Here is a 16,355-nt window from a genome sequence, read left to right as displayed (position 1 = left end):
CCTCCCCGGGCCCCGGGTAAGAGGGAGCTGCTGAAAAAGTCAGAAATCCGGTATTTGCAAAATCGAATTCTCAAAAATATAGTCAAAATAGCCAGCAAAGCAGAAGAAACTATCCACTTTGCTGGCTATTTTTAGACTTAGCTGGTGATTCTTCAAATAACAATTTAGTTTTTCAGCGGTCTCGGGTACGAACGCCAGCTTTCGTATCCTATCACTGTCGACCTTACTGTAAATGACTGGACTTAGCTTGTTAGGCAACCTCATCCAAGCATTTTCAGTATTTTAGCCGCTTTTTGTACATCAGTGCGTTACTTTGTCTAGGGCTTCCTTCAGATTCCACCTCATGATGGACATCCTTGCCTTCGACTCGTGGTTCCAACTACTACGGACCACAGCGGACTTTCACCGCCTAGTTGCCCATGCCGGGCGCACAAGAAAAAAGGCCAGAACCGCAGTCCCGACCTCCCTGCGCTAACCGGGCATGACGCCGCGGTTGACGCTGATTCAGTTGATTTAAGCCTTAGTGAATGTCCACTTAGCAGCTGGAGCAACGCCGGCCTTAACGGCAATGGCTTTATCCTTGCTGTTAACGATCTTGAACTTCTTAGCAGACGTAAAGTGCATGTAGAAGCTCTTGGACGTCTTAGAACCCTTAGGCGTGTAAGTGATCTTCCAGAACGTTGGGGTCTTGGCGTTTACGCTGTAAGTTGCGTAAGAAACCAAGGTCTTCACTTTCTTGCCGTTCTTGTAAAGGGTTTGGTTGAAACCGGTCTTTTGGCTGAAGACGAACTTTTGGGAGTACTTGTTGGCCGTGTTGGACTTCCAAGTCCCAGTTGGCGTCTTAACGGAGAAGCTAGCAGCCGTGGTCTTCTTGGTTGCGGTCTTCTTCGTAGTCGTCTTCTTGGTCGTAGTCTTCTTAGTCGTGGTCTTCGTCGCCGTCTTAGTAGCTGCGGCTTGGACCCGGATGATCCGGTAGAAAGACGTGTTGGTCTTAGGATTAGTTGCATAAACGTAGACGTTAGCGTTCTTCTTCAGCTTCTTGGACAGCTTAATGCTGTACTTACCAGTCTTCTTGGAAGACGTGCCGCTAGCCAAGTTCTTCTTGGCGTTCTTCGTCGCCTTAACGGTGATCTTAGACCCCTTCGTCGCCGTCCCAGAAACCTTCTTGGAAGACGTGTAAATCGCGTTAACACTCAGGTTAGGCCCAATGTGCGTTGCCGCATGTGCCGTTACAGCGGGCGTCGCCACGGAAACTGGGGCAACAGCGCCAACAGTAGCTAAAGTGACCAAACCGGTCATCGCAACCATAAATTTTTTCATTATATCCTGACCCCTATTCTACCGGCGATTCCCACCGGCATTAATTTATTTAACCGCTTAGTAGTATAACAGATTTTATCGCAAAAGGAACCAAAATCGAACAGGAGTTTAGCTTTTTTTAACCACCCTTAAGATTAACTTGATTTATGGTTGAAGACAGAACTAAATGTTTGCTTCTACCCGTTAAAAAGACTAACTTATTGTCAGTAAACTTATTCTAACAGTTAGGTGGTACTCTAATGGAGAAAACATTTAAATTTGATGATGATTTAACGGTCAATCGGTTAGGCTACGGGACGATGCAGTTGACCGGTAACGGGGTCTGGGGACCCGTGGCTGACCCGGACAATGCGGTCAAGGTAATCGAAACGGCCATCGACAACGGCGTTAATTTTATCGACACCGCCGATGCTTACGGTCCCTTCTACGCTAACCTGTACCTGCGCAAGGCCTTACAGGAACGGCCGCACAACCACGTGATGGTCGCCACCAAGGTCGGGCAGACACGCCAAGGCCCAGACATTTGGACCCCCACCGGTGTGCCCGCCTACCTGCGGCAACAGGTGGAACTCAACCTGTTCACGTTGGGGCTGGACCACATCGACCTGCTGCAGCTGCACCGCATCGACCCAACGGTACCGCTGGCCGACCAGATTGGCGTGCTCAAGGACATGCAAGACGAGGGTAAGATCAAGCACATCGGCTTGAGCCAGGTCTCCGTTGACCAGCTCAAGGCCGCTGAAAAGATCGCGCCCATCGTTTCCGTGCAAAACATGTACAACCTCAGCAACCGCCAGGACGAAGACGTCTTGGACTACGCCGACGCGCACCACATCGCCTTCATTCCGTGGTTCCCCCTGGCAACCGGGAAGCTGATCGACAATCCGACGTTGACCACCATCGCGCAGAAATACGACGCTTCACCGGCCCAAATTGCATTGGCCTGGCTATTGAAGCGCTCCGACGTCATCCTGCCCATCCCCGGGACCAAGTCAACGGACCACGAATTACAAAACATTCATGGCGCCGACATCGACCTGAGTCAAGCGGACTTTGACGCGTTGAAGGCATTGGCAAAGTAACTTACACTTTAAAAAAACTGATAGAGTCTGGACATCGCGTTCAGGCTCTTTTGCGCTGCCTTTAAATAGCCGAAATGTGCGCCAACAGGCAACTGGTTCCGCTTAACACTGCTAGGCCAATAATCCAGGACCAGGATTATCCGCCTAGCACCGTTAATGCTCGCCAGTTAACCGCCCGTCTGTCACACCCTCATTTCCGTTTACTAAAAATTTTAACCATTCCGCCCCTTCTCACGTTACACGCAGGACCATTTCTGCTAGACTACAGGTGGTAGCGATTTCAAAAAAGTAACGAACGAAAGTCGCTTCCATGAGACTTGGCCAAAAATATAAACGTTTTCATGAAAACGCGAAATTCATGAAAACGTTGATTTTAAGCCAATGCAACCGGTTGTCTAAATTTTAAATTCTTGCTTTAAAAAGGTCGCGTTTCACGGCAAAGTAGCGTATAATAAATTCCCGAAGTGGTCTAGACAGTGTTTAGGCAACTCGCGGACCTGAGGTGGCCTTGCTCACCGCCTTGGATAACCGATAGTCTCTAACGCATGTTTTTTTAAATTTGTAGATACTGCTCATATAACGTAATCAATCTTAAGGAGTGACGATCTCGTGGCAACTGAACGCACAGCTTTATTCATGTTCTTCGGGGGTACCGGTGACTTGGCTTACCGGAAACTTTACCCTAGTCTGTTTAACCTTTATCGCAAAGGTAGCTTACGGACGCATTTCGCCGTTATCGGGACTTCCCGGCAAACATTGGACGACGACAAATTCCGCGCTGCAGTTAAGAAATCTCTAGCTGACAGTGGCAACCGCGCCGACTCAAAAGAAGCCAGCGACTTTATTTCTCATTTCTACTACCAAGCTCACGACGTTACCGACACGGCGCACTATTCCGTCTTGAAGGACGCCGCCGAAAAGCTGGACAAGAAGTACAAGTTACAAGGTAACCGCATCTTCTATCTGTCCATGGCCCCACAATTCTTCGGCACGATTGCCCAAGATTTGAAGACCCAAGGCTTGATGTCCAAGAACAAAGACGCCTTCAACCGGTTGGTCATTGAAAAGCCATTTGGCCGCGACTTTGACTCCGCTAAGCAATTGAACGACGCCTTAAGCAAGTCCTTCAAGGAAGAACAAATCTTCCGGATCGACCACTACTTGGGTAAGGAAATGATCCAAAACATCGAAGCGCTGCGTTTCGGGAACACGTTGGTCGAATCCTTATGGAACAACCGTTACATCGACAACATCCAAGTGACCCTGTCTGAAAAATTAGGGGTCGAAGAACGGGCTTCTTACTACGACAACAGTGGGGCTTTGCGGGATATGGTCCAAAACCACATCATGCAAATCGTTTCCCTGTTAGCCATGGAACAACCTGTCGCCTTCACGGATACCGATATCCGGGCTGAAAAAGTCAAGGCTTTACGGAGTCTGCGCGTTTACAACGTAGCCGATGCCGCTACCAACTTTGTCCGCGGCCAATACGGCTCGATCGACAACCAACCCGACTACCGTCACGAAGACAATGTGCCGGTTGACTCAACGACTGAAACGTTCGTTGCCGGGAAGTTGTTATTCGACAACTACCGTTGGTCTGGTACCCCATTCTACGTTCGGACTGGGAAGATGTTAGCTGACAAATTTACGCGGGTGGACGTTGTCTTCAAGCGGCCATTAGTCGACATCTTTGCCTTCCCACAATCTCAAAACACGCCACTGGCAGCCAACGTTTTGACGATCTTCGTTGAACCACACGCTGGGTTCTCCCTGCAATTGAACGCCAAGACTAACGACGCCACGTTCTCAACGGAACCCATCAAGTTGGACTACTTGGTTGACGCCGAAAAGTCTAAGGAAACACCAGAACCTTACGAACGCCTGTTACACGACGTCTTGAAGGGTGACGGGACCAACTTCTCCAGCTGGCCAGAAGTTTCCTACGCTTGGAAGTTCGTGGACCAAATCCGTCGTGTTTGGGACTTACAAGCACCTAACTTCCCGAACTACACGCCACATTCCATGGGACCTGCCGCCGCTGAAGAATTAATTCAACGCGACCACCGTGAATGGGTCTACCGTTTGAACAACTAAATTTAATCGAAATAAAACCGCCGACCATGGCTTGATGGTTGGCGGTTTTTTTGGTTATGACGAAATGAGGGGGTCATGGTCGCCTGCCGTTCGTCAGTCGGCCGGTATTACAAATCCAAAATCCCCATTCCCTTGAATTCCGCGTAACCATCATCGGCCATGACCACGCTACCATTGATCGCAGCGGCTTCCGGTAAGGTCATCAGCCAGATAGCCCCAGCCAACTCATCGGTGGTGATCAACCGGCCCTTCATCAGGAGCTTTGAGCCATAGGCGCGGGCCTTGTCCGGAACCATCCCCGTATCGACCCAGCCTGGCGCAACACACACGACGCGAATGCCAAAGGGACTCAATTCGCGGGCCAGTGCTTTGGTGAACATGTGAATGCCGCCCTTGGAGGCATGGTAGGCGATGGATTCGTGGTTGGCCATCACACCATCGATTGACCCGACGTTGATGATGGTTCCGCTCCCCTGTTGCTTCATGACCTGGGCCACGGCCTTAGCCACGTAGATGCTCCCCAGCAAATTGATTTGAATCGTCTGTTCCACGTTGTCCAGGTCGGCCTCGGTCAGGTCGACTTCCTTGGCTAAAACGCCGGCCACGTTGGCCAATACGTCGATGCGGTCGTATTTTTCAACCACGCTGGCAATGACCTGTTGCACAGCCGCACGATCAGCCACGTTACAGCTAACGACGTCAAAGTCCGGCGAATCGATTTGGGCTTGGGCTGCGGCGACCTTATCCGCAGCATCGACGCTGGCGGCCACCACGCGATACCCCTCTTGCACAAATTTTTGCGACGTTGCCAGTCCAATACCGCTAGTCCCACCGGTAATCACTGCTACTTTTTTCGTCATCCAAAATCACTCCTTAGCTTTGTTTTCAGCCCCCATTTTAAGCTATAATTGAAAGCGCTTATACATCAAGTGAGGTGGACAACGACCGATGTTAAAAATTCCTGAATACTATTACGACGGGACCTTTACCGCCTTTCAGCCGCAACTGACGGCTGGCCGTTCGCCCCAGTCAGTCGCGGCTACCGACCAGCTCGTGACCATTGGCGAATTCATGACGCGTAGTTTCTACGTCCATCGCGGCGTGTTGCGGTTTTACATTTTAGACGGCTCGACCGGTAGCGAAAAGACCGAATTGTTTATCGGCCCCGGTGGCCTTTTTCCACTCTATAGCCCGGTGGAGCGGCAATACCGTATGGAACGGGACGCTTTTTTGGTCAAGGCGCAAACGGATGCCGTGGTGACGCCGCTGCCACAGCGCCGACTGGCCGACCTGTTGGCGACAAATTCGGCCTTGGCACTGGCCATGTTGCGGCAGTATGCCGATTTCAGTAGCATCTTGCTCTACGACGCCGTAATCCTGGCTACCCAGGACAGCACGACCAAGGTTTGCAACTACCTGTACCAGTACGAACAGCTCCTCAAGCCCCACGGTATCGTGTTGACCCAGGCAGCGATGGCCAGCAACATTGGTCTGCCGCTGTTGACGTTTACTCGCGTCTTACAGAAGCTCCGGCAGCTGGGCATCGTGACCACGGCGCGCAAAACGCTAACGGTTACCGACTGGCCGGCCTTGATTCAACGATGCAGTCCGGAGCTGTTACACACCAACGACTAAAGCCCCGGCTTAGTCATTTCGATGTGGGGCGTACCTTGGAAATCAAACACATCGCCCCGTGCGGTGTACCCAAACTTTTCATAGAAGTGCTGCTTGTCGACTTGTGCTTCGATGCTAACGGGCACCCCCGGAAAACTGGCGTGCAGGTCGGCTTCAATCTGGGCCATTAGCGGCCGGCCTAGTCCTGTGCCCCGGCGTTCCGGAATCGTCAGGACCCGGCCAAACGTGACGTGGTCCCCCACGCGAAAAATGCGGGCGTAGGCGACCAATTGGCCGTCATCGTAACCCAAGACGTGATGGGCGACTAAGTCCGTGTCGTCAATTTCCTGGTAAGCCCGTTTCTGCGCCACGACAAAGGTCCGAGTACGTTCATATGCAAGATGATATAAATCTTTAGTTGATAATTCATCAAACCGTTTTGTTTGCCATTCCAAGTCAATCGTCTTCTCTCTATGGTATACTGTTTTTAATAGTATCGGTCATTTTAATTGCAAATGCAACTAGAAAGGAGAAATTATGCCTAATTTATTTCGCAGTATCGGCCTGATTGCCCGAGTAACGGCCACCCGGGGCAATCGCCTTTTTCAGGCTGAACACCTGGGTAACAACCAATTCATTTACCTGATGCGCATCATTGAGACGCCCGGCATCACCCAAACGGAGCTGGCCGCCCAACTACACGTCGACCCGTCGACCTGCCTGCGGACCGTAAGAAAGCTGATTGCCAACGGCTACGTGACCCGTGGTATCGACGCCGCTGACAAGAAGCGGCGGCCGTTGGTGCCCACCGCGGCTGGTCGGGCCCGCTATCCCGAACTAACGGCCTACGAAACGCAAATCATCGCGGACGGCACGCGGGCGCTCTCCCCCGGTGAGCAGGCCATCCTAACAGAATTATTAGCCAAAGTGGCCGCCAACCTTCGTCAATGATTGCCGGGTGCTCTCATTTCAGCTGGCCGTTTTGAAACCAAACGAATCTTTTTCACCAAAACAAGTCAAATAAGTTTCCTTTCAAATTGTTCAATGCTACACTAGCTGATGGAAAGTCGTTACTAATTTTGACACAAAAAGGAAGGTTACTAATGGCAGATCAAAAAGCAAATATTGGTGTTGTTGGTATGGCGGTCATGGGCAAGAACTTAGCCCTGAACATCGAAAGCCGCGGGTACACCGTGGGCATTTTCAACCGGACCAGCAGCAAGACTGAACAGGTCATGAAGGACCACAGTGAAAAGAAGCTGGTTCCCAGCTACACGATTGAAGACTTCGTCAACTCCTTGGAAACGCCACGGCGGATTCTCTTGATGGTCAAGGCCGGAAAGCCAACCGACGCAGTCATTCATGAACTGTTGCCACTACTTGATAAGGGTGACGTGCTGATCGACGGTGGGAACACCAACTTCCACGACACGATGGCCCGTAACGCCGAACTGGACAAGTCCGGGATCAACTTCATTGGTATGGGGGTTTCCGGTGGTGAACTGGGGGCCTTACAAGGGCCTTCACTGATGCCTGGTGGTCAAAAGGAAGCCTACGACCTGGTTGAACCGATTTTGACCAAGATTGCCGCTAAGGCGCCTCAAGATGGCAAGCCTTGTGTCACTTACATCGGCCCGAATGGTGCTGGCCACTACGTTAAGATGGTCCACAACGGGATCGAATACGGTGATGAAGAGCTGATCGATGAAAGCTACAACATCATGCGTAACGTCGCCGGCATTTCCGTTGATGATATGGCTGACATTTTCAAGGAATGGAACAAGGGCGAACTCGACAGCTACTTGATCGAAATCACTGCCGACATCCTTTCCCGTAAGGATGACTTGGGCGACGACAAGAACTTGCCAATCGTCGATGCCATCAAGGATCGTGGGAACAACAAGGGGACTGGAAAGTGGAGTTCTGAAGATGCCCTCGACGTTCAAGTCCCACAATCCGTGATTACGGAAGCCGTTTACGCCCGTTACATTTCCATGTTGAAGGACGAACGGGTCAAGGCTTCGAAGGTCTTACCAGCTGCTGAAAAGCAAGGCCAGGCTGACATCGCCGACAAGGACAAGTTCGTTGAAGAAGTGCGTCAAGCCCTCTTCTTTGGGAAATTGATGAGTTACGCCCAAGGCTTCGAACAATTGCGCTTCGCTTCCGAAGCCAACGATTGGGACCTGAAGTTTGGTGAATTAGCACAAATTTGGCGTGGCGGTTGCATTATCCGGGCCCAATTCCTGCAAAACATCACCGACGCTTTCGATAAGGATCCGAAGTTGACCAACCTGCTGTTCGATAGCTACTTCAAGGATATCGCCAGCAAGTATCAACAATCCATCCGTGACGTGGTTGCCATGGCCGTTCAAGCCGGCATCCCCGTTCCAAGTCTGTCCGCTGCCATCACTTACTATGACAGCTTCCGCGCAGAAGTCTTACCTGCTAACTTGTTACAAGCACAACGGGACTACTTCGGTGCCCACACTTACGAACGGAATGACCGCGAAGGGAACTTCCACTACACTTGGTACGAAGAACAATAAATTTAATGTCGTTAAGGGAAAAGCGCATGGCCGCGATGGCTATGCGCTTTTTTGTTGATTTCCTGAGGGTTGTGGCGGTGTTCTGACAACATGGATGAGACCAGGTGCCTGCAGCCTGAGGGACGGTCTTCCGACTCGCTGGTTCCACCCTGGCTGCCTCCGGCAAGGTTGGCGTCTATCAGTAACACTGTGTTAATGAAACTCTAGTCGTCAATGCAGCTACTACCTGGGGTTAAGGTGACCGTCATTAACACGTATTACCATAGCCGGAAGTTCGCATTGTGAGGATTTTTTACCGCCATGAGTCGCATGCTAAAAAAGCTCTAGCAAGCACGAGAAAGATTTCCCGCGACTGTCAGAGCTTTCAGTGGTTATTTCCGAAAGACTAAATCCTTGGCGTTGCCTTTTTCAGTCGTGGCTAACGCCGGTTCAAAACCGATGTGGGCGCCCCCGGCATCCATCCCCGCCAGAAAGTCAAAGTACGGTGAGGCGATTCCCAGTTCATCGAGGTCGGTCAGTGGCAAGGTGTAGCGAATGCTTTCCTCGGCACCCGCCTCAACTTTTTCGACCCAGTGCGGTTCCCGAATGCTTTCCCGGCCGATGGCGACGAAATCAATGCCGGCTTCCATCACACGTTCGGCGTCGACAGGCGTCTTGACGTTGCCGACGGAGATCAATGGCGTGGCCGTGACCGCGTCTTGAATCTGGTCGATCAACGGCGTCTTATCGCTTCGATCATTGATCGACGGCCGCCAAACGTTGCCCATGGAAACGTGCAGGTAATCCAAGCCCAAGGTATCCAGCTTGGCAACCAGCTTAAGCGTATCGGCCATCCGGATGCCGGGCTCTTCGATTTCTTCCGGTGAGAAACGGTAACCGACGATAAATGGCCGGTCGGCGTAAGTCTTGACGGCCGTTTGGACCGCGTCAACCACGCGTAGCGGGAAGGTCATCCGTTTTTCAACGGACCCGCCCCACTTGTCGGTCCGCCGATTACTGTGGGGAGAGAAGAACTGCTGGATCAAGTAGGTGTTGGCCCCGTGGATCTCGACGCCATCAAATCCGGCCTGAATGGCCCGCCGCGTGGCTTCACCGAAGTCCGTGATCGTCTGCTCAATCTCCGCATTGGTCAGCTCTTCCGGCGTTTCCATCCCCGGTCGTGGTGCCGCTACGGCACTGGCAGACACGGTCTTTTGGCCGCGTAGGATAGCGGAACTGGACATCCGCCCGGCACTAAAGATCTGTAAAATGGCCTTGGTGCCCTTCTGTTGGATGGTCGTGGCCAGCTTGTTCAAGCCCGGAATGAAGCGGTCATCGGCCACGGAGAGTTCGCCTTCGAACCCCTTGCCGCGGGCATTGACGTAAGCGACAGGGGTAATGAACAGCCCCACGCCACCCGCGTGAATGGCGGCATAGCGCAGTTCATCACGGGAAACTTCCCCGTTGGCTAACGCCATGCATTCGGTCATTGGCGGTAACACGACGCGGTTTTTCACCTTCACGCCGGATTTCAACGTAGCTGATTGCAAAAATTGATAACGACTCATACAAATAGCCTCCTCAGGAATTGGTAAGAACTTTACTTGTCTACCATACCAGAATCGCTTATTATTAGTAACGAATATTACGTGCAATTTGTTCATTTTTGAACAAAAATTAGATTCTATCCACGAGGAGGCCCAGCTGATGGATATTCGCCACCAGATCTTACAAAGCGTCTACACCCTGGCCCAACGCCAGGCCATCAAGGACATCACGGTCAACGATATCCTGGCAGAGGCCACGGTGAGTCGCGGATCGTTTTATAAATATTTTTCTGACAAGTATGACGTTATCAATAGTTACTACACCGAGGCCATGACGGCCATTTTTCGCGACTGTGACGCCTACACGTGGCAAGGCATCTTCACCAAAATGTTATGCTACTTTGAGACGCACGCGGCATTCTTCGACGCTGCTTTCCGTGCGACTGGCCAAAACTCCTTCACCGACTTTTTCCGGCAACACCTGGTAACCCACTTCGCAGCTATCATCGCGCGCCACAGCACCCATCGGCTGACGACTGACGACCAAAAGGCGCTGCAATTCTTCGCCGACGGGTTCGTCGCCTACACGCGGCAGTGGGCCTTGACCGGCATGCAGCAAGCGGCCAGCGAGCTGGCAAGTGACCTGCATTTGTTCATGCCGGCTTGCTTGTGTGAAATTACCTTAACGGCGGTGCCGGAGCCGCGCTAGGGTGGCGGTTGAGAGATTTATTTTTAGCGCAACCAAAAGGCCCCCGCAACCACGGAGGCCTTTCTTCGATATCAAACTCTATTGCCGCGTATGACCACCAGCTGTGGTCCCGGCTAATCGTTCTTCTAACGCCAATTGAATCGCATGCAGGTTTTCCCAGTGGTCAATCTCGGCGGCTAAACCAGCCTGCCACTGAGCCTTCTCGCGACTCTTAGCAATGAACCGGTCCCAGTCTACATCGGCCGTGGTCCGGTCATTGGTCTGCCGCCATTTGGCCCATTCGTCCAGGTGATGCGCTAACTCGCGGGCTGCCGGCGGGGCTAAAACCAAGTTCTCAGTCATAACCGTAACCTCCTTAGCGAAAATCCTGACGGACACGTCCTATCAATATCCTTATTTTAGCAAGAACGGCGACCAGACGCGACCATTATGCTCATAATTGGTCAATAACCGTTTGGATAGGCTGCTCCCCGCTGAGTAACGGAATGGTCTTGCCAATCGTCTGTGGCGCGTGCAAGGCGGCCACCATGAATGCGGCTAAATCGGCGCGGGGAATGCTGCCCACGGCCAACGGGTCGCTTTGCACCTTGCCCGTACCCGCGTGAAAGGACAGCGCGCCCGGTTGCACGATGGTATACGCCAAGTGGGTCTGGTGGACCAGCCAGTTGTCGGCGTAAAATTTCGCCACGTACAGCGGCTTGAGCGGGTCCGCCCAGCGGTTACGGTCTTCGGCAAATAGCATGCTGATCATCATGAAGCGCTTGACCCCGGCAATTTCGGCGGCCTGCATGGTCTTGACGGCACCATCTAAGTCGATCAACAAGGTCATGTCGTCCTTGGTGCGGCCCCCAGAACCCGCGGCGAAGATGACCGCTTCAGCATCCATCAGGGTACTGGCAATGCGCTCTGGCTTGGCCAACAAGTCCACTCGCCGCACGGCAATGCCTTGGTCTTCCAAGTCCTCACCATCTTCATCCGCGCGCAACCCGGCGATGGGTTCATCCCCATTAGCCAACAGCTGCGCCACTAACAGGCGCCCCACTTCACCATTGGCGCCTACGATCATTACCCGCATCTCTCATCTAACTCCCTTCACAAACTTCTGTTTTCCATTATACCCTAGACCAGTTCGGTTGACTGGTGAAATTTTTCGGTGAGTTTCCTTTACCCCAAGCCGTCCGATGCCATATAATGTAGAAAGGGCACCGACCGATTTGACCGATACTCGTGAAAGCTAGACATTTTGAGGAGGTCTCAAATTTTGCAAAATCCTGATTTAACCATTAGTGACTTGGACGAAACCGCCCAAAACACCGCATTAACTGACTTTGTTCATTTCTATTTGAAACACTACCGGACCAACGACCTGGAAATCTTGGCCTCATACAAGGTTGATTACGCCATGAACGATATCAACATGTACATTTACGCCAACTTAAACTTTAGCCCCGACCAATTGGCCGCAGGTGTCTTGGCCAACAAGCGCGACCTGTTCTTAACGATTTTAAAGACGGTCAACTTGCCCTACACGGCTAGTGGCACGTTAAAGGACCTGACCTGGGACGGCTGGTACGCTCAACAGTACGCCGGCATCGCAGAAGGCAAATAGGTCTTGGAGACGGTTAGGGAAGCCTGGCTGTCTTTTTTTTGCGCACAAAAGCGTCTGAGCAAATACCGCTCAGGCGCTTTTATGTCTTACATAGCTGAAATGTGCGCCCAAAGGCAGCCGGTTCCGCTTAAACTTCGCTGGCTAATCGCCTTTTGCCCCACTCTCTTCGTTCTAATCTAATTAATTGAACCAGGCGTTTAAATCTTCCCCACCAGGTCAGTTCCGGGCTTCAGCGTCTTTTCGCCAGCGTGCCAGTTGGCTGGGCAAACGCGGTCGCCGTGTTCTGCCACGAATTGGGCGGCGGTCAGCGTCCGCAAGACTTCTGCGGCGTTGCGGCCGATGCCCATATCGTTGATGGTGTAGGAACGCACCTTACCAGCTGGGTCCAAGATGAAGACGCCGCGGTAGGCTTGCCCGGCATCCTCGTCCAACACGTCATAGTGCCGCGCCAAGACGCCCGCTGGGTCCGCAATCATCGGGTAAGCCACTTGGCCCACCTCGGTACTCTGCTCATGCCAAGCCTGGTGCACAAACTCCGTGTCTTCGGAAACACTGTAGATTTCGGCGCCTAACTTTTGAAACTCGCTATAGTGCGTCGCCAAATCCCCCAGTTCCGTGGGACAAACGAATGAGAAGTCCGCTGGGTAAAAGAACAGTACTGACCAGTGCCCCAACAGGTCAGTCGGCGTTAAGGCCTTGACCTCGCCGTTTTGATAAGCATTTACTTGAAAATCGGGTAACGCAGAACCAATGTAATTCATGATAAAACTCCCCTCAATTCTTGTTTTCTTTTTGATGCACCCTTAGCATACGCGGTTTTACCAATTAAATCAAGAATGATTCTAAAGTAGAGTTAGGCTAGTAAAGCCCGCGTTATAAGTATATTTATAGTTAGTTATTATAATTATTATTCGGTAGAACTTGGACTTTTTTCTTGCAATCTGGATGAGAACCAGATATACTATGTACGTAAGATAAATTAGAAGCTGTTAGGTGAGGCTCCTATACGGAAAATGCTACTGCTCAGAAACGTCGAGAAACGCCAATGAGTCAGCTGTTCAGGTCAACAGAAGGCCTGATCTAATGTAGCTGTTATGAAACTAACTACGCCGTATAGTGCTAAAACTCAACGACTAGCCAATACTCACACTTGTTCTTTAAGGTGCGCTTAGCTGGTCGTGGCTAGGCGCTTTTAATTTGTCCGCAGTTGTCACTGTCGACTTACTACAGGAGGTGATTGAACATGACAACGCAACTTTTAGATGATCCTGGAGCGTGTTATTACTCGCCGGTGGGAAAGTTACCGTCTGTTCAAGCCTCTTGGTTGACGCTTTGAGGAGGACACCACTCTAGCTTTCCCGATTCCGGACCCCGTAGCTTGATGCGGAGGTTCGACTCGTAGACTTTAAACGGAAACAACTGGCCACTTTATTTCAGACGCTGTCGGTGTTGCAGCCGACCGTAACTCGTCTGAACTTCCCGAATTCGTTCGTGGACCAGTTGGGTTCCAGCCACTTAATGGATAACGCAAGCTAGAGTTACCAGTCTTTCTCGGCGACTATGCGACCATGATGCATTGACGTGCTAGTCCCATAGCGTTACGCCACGTAGCGATGCTTCACCGCTGGGGGAACCCAGTGGGGAGAAAAACATTTCGTAACTGACGCCGTTTCAACTAGGTCGGTTTTTAATCTCTGACGGTCGATACGAATAATGAATACCAAACTGAAACTGGTTATCCAAGCCACCTGTTAGGGCCCATGGGCTGATGGGAATCACCCCGCTAAGCCGTGACCACGTGTCTTGGATGTGCTGGTATTTGCCAAATACGCACCACGAAAAAAGCAGCAACGCACTCCCAAAAGAGGGACGGCGTTGCTGCTTTTTTGCGTTTATTTTGTTTTAGCGGTGCGAATCTGTTGCAGGTAGGTCTGACTCTTTTCTTCACTGAATTCGTGTTCGGATTTCCCGATGATCACGGTTGCCAGTGAGTTGCCGACCACGTTGACCGCGGTCCGCCCCATGTCGACGAGGCGGTCGATGCCGGCGATGAAAGTCAACCCGCTCATCGGCACCCCAATCGTGGAAACGGTGGCTAACAGGACCACAAACGAGGCCCCTGGCACCCCGGCCATCCCTTTACTGGTGATCATCAGCACCACCAGCAAGGTGATCTGTTGCCCCAGGCTCAGGTTGATGTGGTAGGCTTGCGCCAGGAACAAGGCAGCCAGTGATTGGTAGATAGCGGACCCATCCAGGTTAAACGTGTAGCCGGTCGGAATCACGAACGACACGATCCCTTGACTGACCCCGAACTTGTCCATTTTATCGATCAACCGCGGTAAAGCCGCCTCGGAACTGGCCGTGGAAAAGGCCAAGACCGCTTCGTCCTTGATCACGTACAACAGATCCCAGAGCCGAAAGCCGAACAACCGCGCGGCCAGCCCCATGAAGACCAGAATGAACAACGCCATTGTTGCGTAGGCCAGGACAATGAAATACCCCAGCGGTGCCAGGGCCGACAGTCCCATTTGCGCAATGGTGACCCCAATCAAAGCACAGACCCCGATTGGCGCGGTGTGCATGACCCAGTTGGTGACCCGGAACATGACCTGCGAAACGGCATCCAAGACATCAATGATGACCTGTCCTTGTTTGCCAATCGCGGCCGTTCCCAGCCCAAAGAAGACGGAAAAGAAGATGACGGGCATCATGTCACCCTCGGACAGGGATTTGAAGATATTGGTCGGGATAATCCCCATCAACGTGGACCAGATTCCGGTATTCCCAGCGGACTTGGCCGAGGACACGTACTGACTGATATCGGTACTATGTAGTTGATGAATATCGATAAAATCCCCCGGCTTAAAGATGTTACCCACCAACAGCCCTAAGGCAATGGCGATGGTCGTCATGATTTCAAAGTAGATGATGGTCTTCCCACCGACCCGGCCCAACTGCTTGATATCCCCCATATTGGCGATCCCCACAGTCAGACACGACACCACGATGGGCAGCACGATCATTTGGATCAGCCCAATGAACATGTTCCCAATATTTTGCATTGCCGTGATGGCCACTTTGTTTTGATAAAAGACGGCACCTAAGACCACCCCGAGCACCAGGCCAATTAAGATTTGCCAGCCCAGACTCAGACGGTACTTGCGGTATTTCTGCATGCTAATTCCACCCATTCTCTCTGTATGTGTTTGTTTTCAAGACAACTTTAACGGTGTTTTGCTGCGACACTAATAATCATAGCACACTGGTCCCCCCGGGAAAAGATAGTGCCCAATCGAACGCACCGGCAAAATCCCCCTTGTCAGCGCCACACACGTCGCCAAATTTGTCGGGTATCGTTGACAGACAATCCACCTAGTCGCGGTCCTACCCCACTTAAATGGCTGATTTTCGGTGAGTTCGGTCAACTGACCAAGTCGTAGGAAGAGCTGACGAAGAATTTTTCCGGATTTGGCAGCGGGGCTCGTTGCCAAATCCGCCCCGCGATGACGCTTAACCGCACCTCGGCTTAGAAGCCAATCCTGGAGGTGAGGGTCGGTTACACATGTCCTTCAAGAGTTAGGGGATTCTTAAATGGACTCAGCCGCTTTGGAGCACCACCGTCACAGCCGTTTGGCCAGATGGTGGGCGGGCCGCTGACGGGGCTGCTCTCGTTTGCCGCGCTAGGTTTTTAGGTATAAAAAAAGGAACCCTCACAGGGTTCCTTCAGTCGCGTGGCAACGTCCTATCCTCGCAGGGGGCGATCCCCCAACTACTATCGGCGTGCTAAAGCTTAACTTCCGTGTTCGGCATGGGAACGGGTGTATCCTTTAGGCTATCGCCACCACACTA

Annotated in this window: 15 protein-coding genes, 1 rRNA gene and 1 riboswitch; of the genes, 7 read left to right on the top strand and 9 right to left on the bottom strand. The window is 51.9% G+C overall.

Translation table 11 applies throughout. The features are described 5' to 3' along the window. Positions 1-513: 513 nt before the first annotated feature. The gene (locus tag LKH74_RS02900) at positions 514-1,320 is read right to left on the bottom strand and encodes an Ig-like domain-containing protein (RefSeq protein WP_287788030.1); all 807 of its coding nucleotides are present in this window, start codon (positions 1,318-1,320) and stop codon (positions 514-516) included. A gap of 239 nt (positions 1,321-1,559) precedes the next feature. On the opposite strand from LKH74_RS02900, the gene LKH74_RS02895 reads away from it, so the two are divergent. Continuing rightward, entirely contained in the window at positions 1,560-2,402 is an 843-nt protein-coding gene (locus LKH74_RS02895) for an aldo/keto reductase (protein ID WP_135368911.1), read from the top strand. Positions 2,403-3,011: 609 nt separating this feature from the next. Beyond that, positions 3,012-4,499, top strand: coding sequence for a glucose-6-phosphate dehydrogenase (zwf, locus tag LKH74_RS02890; protein WP_135368910.1), 1,488 nt, complete (start codon positions 3,012-3,014; stop codon positions 4,497-4,499). A 107-nt stretch (positions 4,500-4,606) separates the two neighbouring features. Here the strand turns inward: zwf and LKH74_RS02885 are convergent, their stop codons facing one another. Next, positions 4,607-5,359, bottom strand: a complete 753-nt coding sequence (locus LKH74_RS02885) for an SDR family NAD(P)-dependent oxidoreductase (protein ID WP_287788027.1) — start codon at positions 5,357-5,359, stop codon at positions 4,607-4,609. A gap of 88 nt (positions 5,360-5,447) precedes the next feature. Here LKH74_RS02885 and LKH74_RS02880 point away from each other — a divergent pair, with 88 nt between their 5' ends. After that, a complete protein-coding gene (locus LKH74_RS02880) occupies positions 5,448-6,134 on the top strand; it encodes a Crp/Fnr family transcriptional regulator (RefSeq protein WP_287788024.1) in 687 nt (228 codons plus the stop codon). Here LKH74_RS02880 and LKH74_RS02875 read toward each other — a convergent pair. Next, entirely contained in the window at positions 6,131-6,568 is a 438-nt protein-coding gene (locus tag LKH74_RS02875) for a GNAT family N-acetyltransferase (protein WP_287788022.1), read from the bottom strand. The two genes, LKH74_RS02880 and LKH74_RS02875, sit on opposite strands and share 4 nt — an antisense overlap. A gap of 82 nt (positions 6,569-6,650) precedes the next feature. Between LKH74_RS02875 and LKH74_RS02870 the strand changes: the two genes are divergently transcribed. Continuing rightward, positions 6,651-7,064 (top strand): MarR family winged helix-turn-helix transcriptional regulator, encoded by a 414-nt coding sequence (locus LKH74_RS02870; protein WP_287788020.1) that lies wholly within the window; start codon positions 6,651-6,653, stop codon positions 7,062-7,064. A 152-nt stretch (positions 7,065-7,216) separates the two neighbouring features. Then, positions 7,217-8,659, top strand: coding sequence for an NADP-dependent phosphogluconate dehydrogenase (gene gndA, locus LKH74_RS02865; RefSeq protein WP_287788018.1), 1,443 nt, complete (start codon positions 7,217-7,219; stop codon positions 8,657-8,659). A 371-nt stretch (positions 8,660-9,030) separates the two neighbouring features. Here gndA and LKH74_RS02860 read toward each other — a convergent pair whose 3' ends face one another. Then, positions 9,031-10,206 (bottom strand): NADH-dependent flavin oxidoreductase, encoded by a 1,176-nt coding sequence (locus LKH74_RS02860; RefSeq protein WP_287788017.1) that lies wholly within the window; start codon positions 10,204-10,206, stop codon positions 9,031-9,033. Positions 10,207-10,345: 139 nt separating this feature from the next. On the opposite strand from LKH74_RS02860, the gene LKH74_RS02855 reads away from it, so the two are divergent. Further along, complete coding sequence (locus LKH74_RS02855) at positions 10,346-10,894, top strand: TetR/AcrR family transcriptional regulator (RefSeq protein WP_287788015.1); 549 nt, start codon at positions 10,346-10,348, stop codon at positions 10,892-10,894. Positions 10,895-10,972: 78 nt separating this feature from the next. On the opposite strand, the gene LKH74_RS02850 is transcribed toward LKH74_RS02855, so the two are convergent. Together LKH74_RS02850 and LKH74_RS02845 are read right to left on the bottom strand one after the other, a co-directional pair. Then, on the bottom strand, positions 10,973-11,236 hold the full coding sequence (locus tag LKH74_RS02850) for a hypothetical protein (RefSeq protein WP_135368902.1): 264 nt from the start codon (positions 11,234-11,236) through the stop codon (positions 10,973-10,975). Positions 11,237-11,327: 91 nt separating this feature from the next. Next, positions 11,328-11,969 (bottom strand): SDR family oxidoreductase, encoded by a 642-nt coding sequence (locus tag LKH74_RS02845; RefSeq protein ID WP_135368901.1) that lies wholly within the window; start codon positions 11,967-11,969, stop codon positions 11,328-11,330. 186 nt (positions 11,970-12,155) lie between these two features. Between LKH74_RS02845 and LKH74_RS02840 the strand changes: the two genes are divergently transcribed. Continuing rightward, positions 12,156-12,503, top strand: coding sequence for a hypothetical protein (locus LKH74_RS02840; RefSeq protein ID WP_135368900.1), 348 nt, complete (start codon positions 12,156-12,158; stop codon positions 12,501-12,503). 197 nt (positions 12,504-12,700) lie between these two features. Here the strand turns inward: LKH74_RS02840 and LKH74_RS02835 are convergent, their stop codons facing one another. The 3 genes from LKH74_RS02835 to rrf all read right to left on the bottom strand — a co-directional run bounded on the left by LKH74_RS02835 (position 12,701) and on the right by rrf (position 16,352). Then, positions 12,701-13,264, bottom strand: a complete 564-nt coding sequence (locus LKH74_RS02835) for a redoxin domain-containing protein (protein WP_135368899.1) — start codon at positions 13,262-13,264, stop codon at positions 12,701-12,703. A 217-nt stretch (positions 13,265-13,481) separates the two neighbouring features. Continuing rightward, a riboswitch (M-box (ykoK) riboswitch) is annotated at positions 13,482-13,648 on the top strand. 747 nt (positions 13,649-14,395) lie between these two features. Then, positions 14,396-15,682, bottom strand: a complete 1,287-nt coding sequence (locus LKH74_RS02830; RefSeq protein WP_135368898.1) for a cation:dicarboxylate symporter family transporter — start codon at positions 15,680-15,682, stop codon at positions 14,396-14,398. 553 nt (positions 15,683-16,235) lie between these two features. Next, positions 16,236-16,352 (bottom strand): 5S ribosomal RNA (gene rrf / locus LKH74_RS02825). Positions 16,353-16,355 lie beyond the last annotated feature (3 nt).

Origin of the sequence: Levilactobacillus sp. (genome assembly GCF_022646225.1) — a bacterium.
In the GTDB taxonomy this organism is placed as follows: Bacteria; Bacillota; Bacilli; order Lactobacillales; family Lactobacillaceae; genus Levilactobacillus; species Levilactobacillus suantsaiihabitans.
This window is presented reverse-complemented; position numbering and strand designations above follow the sequence as displayed.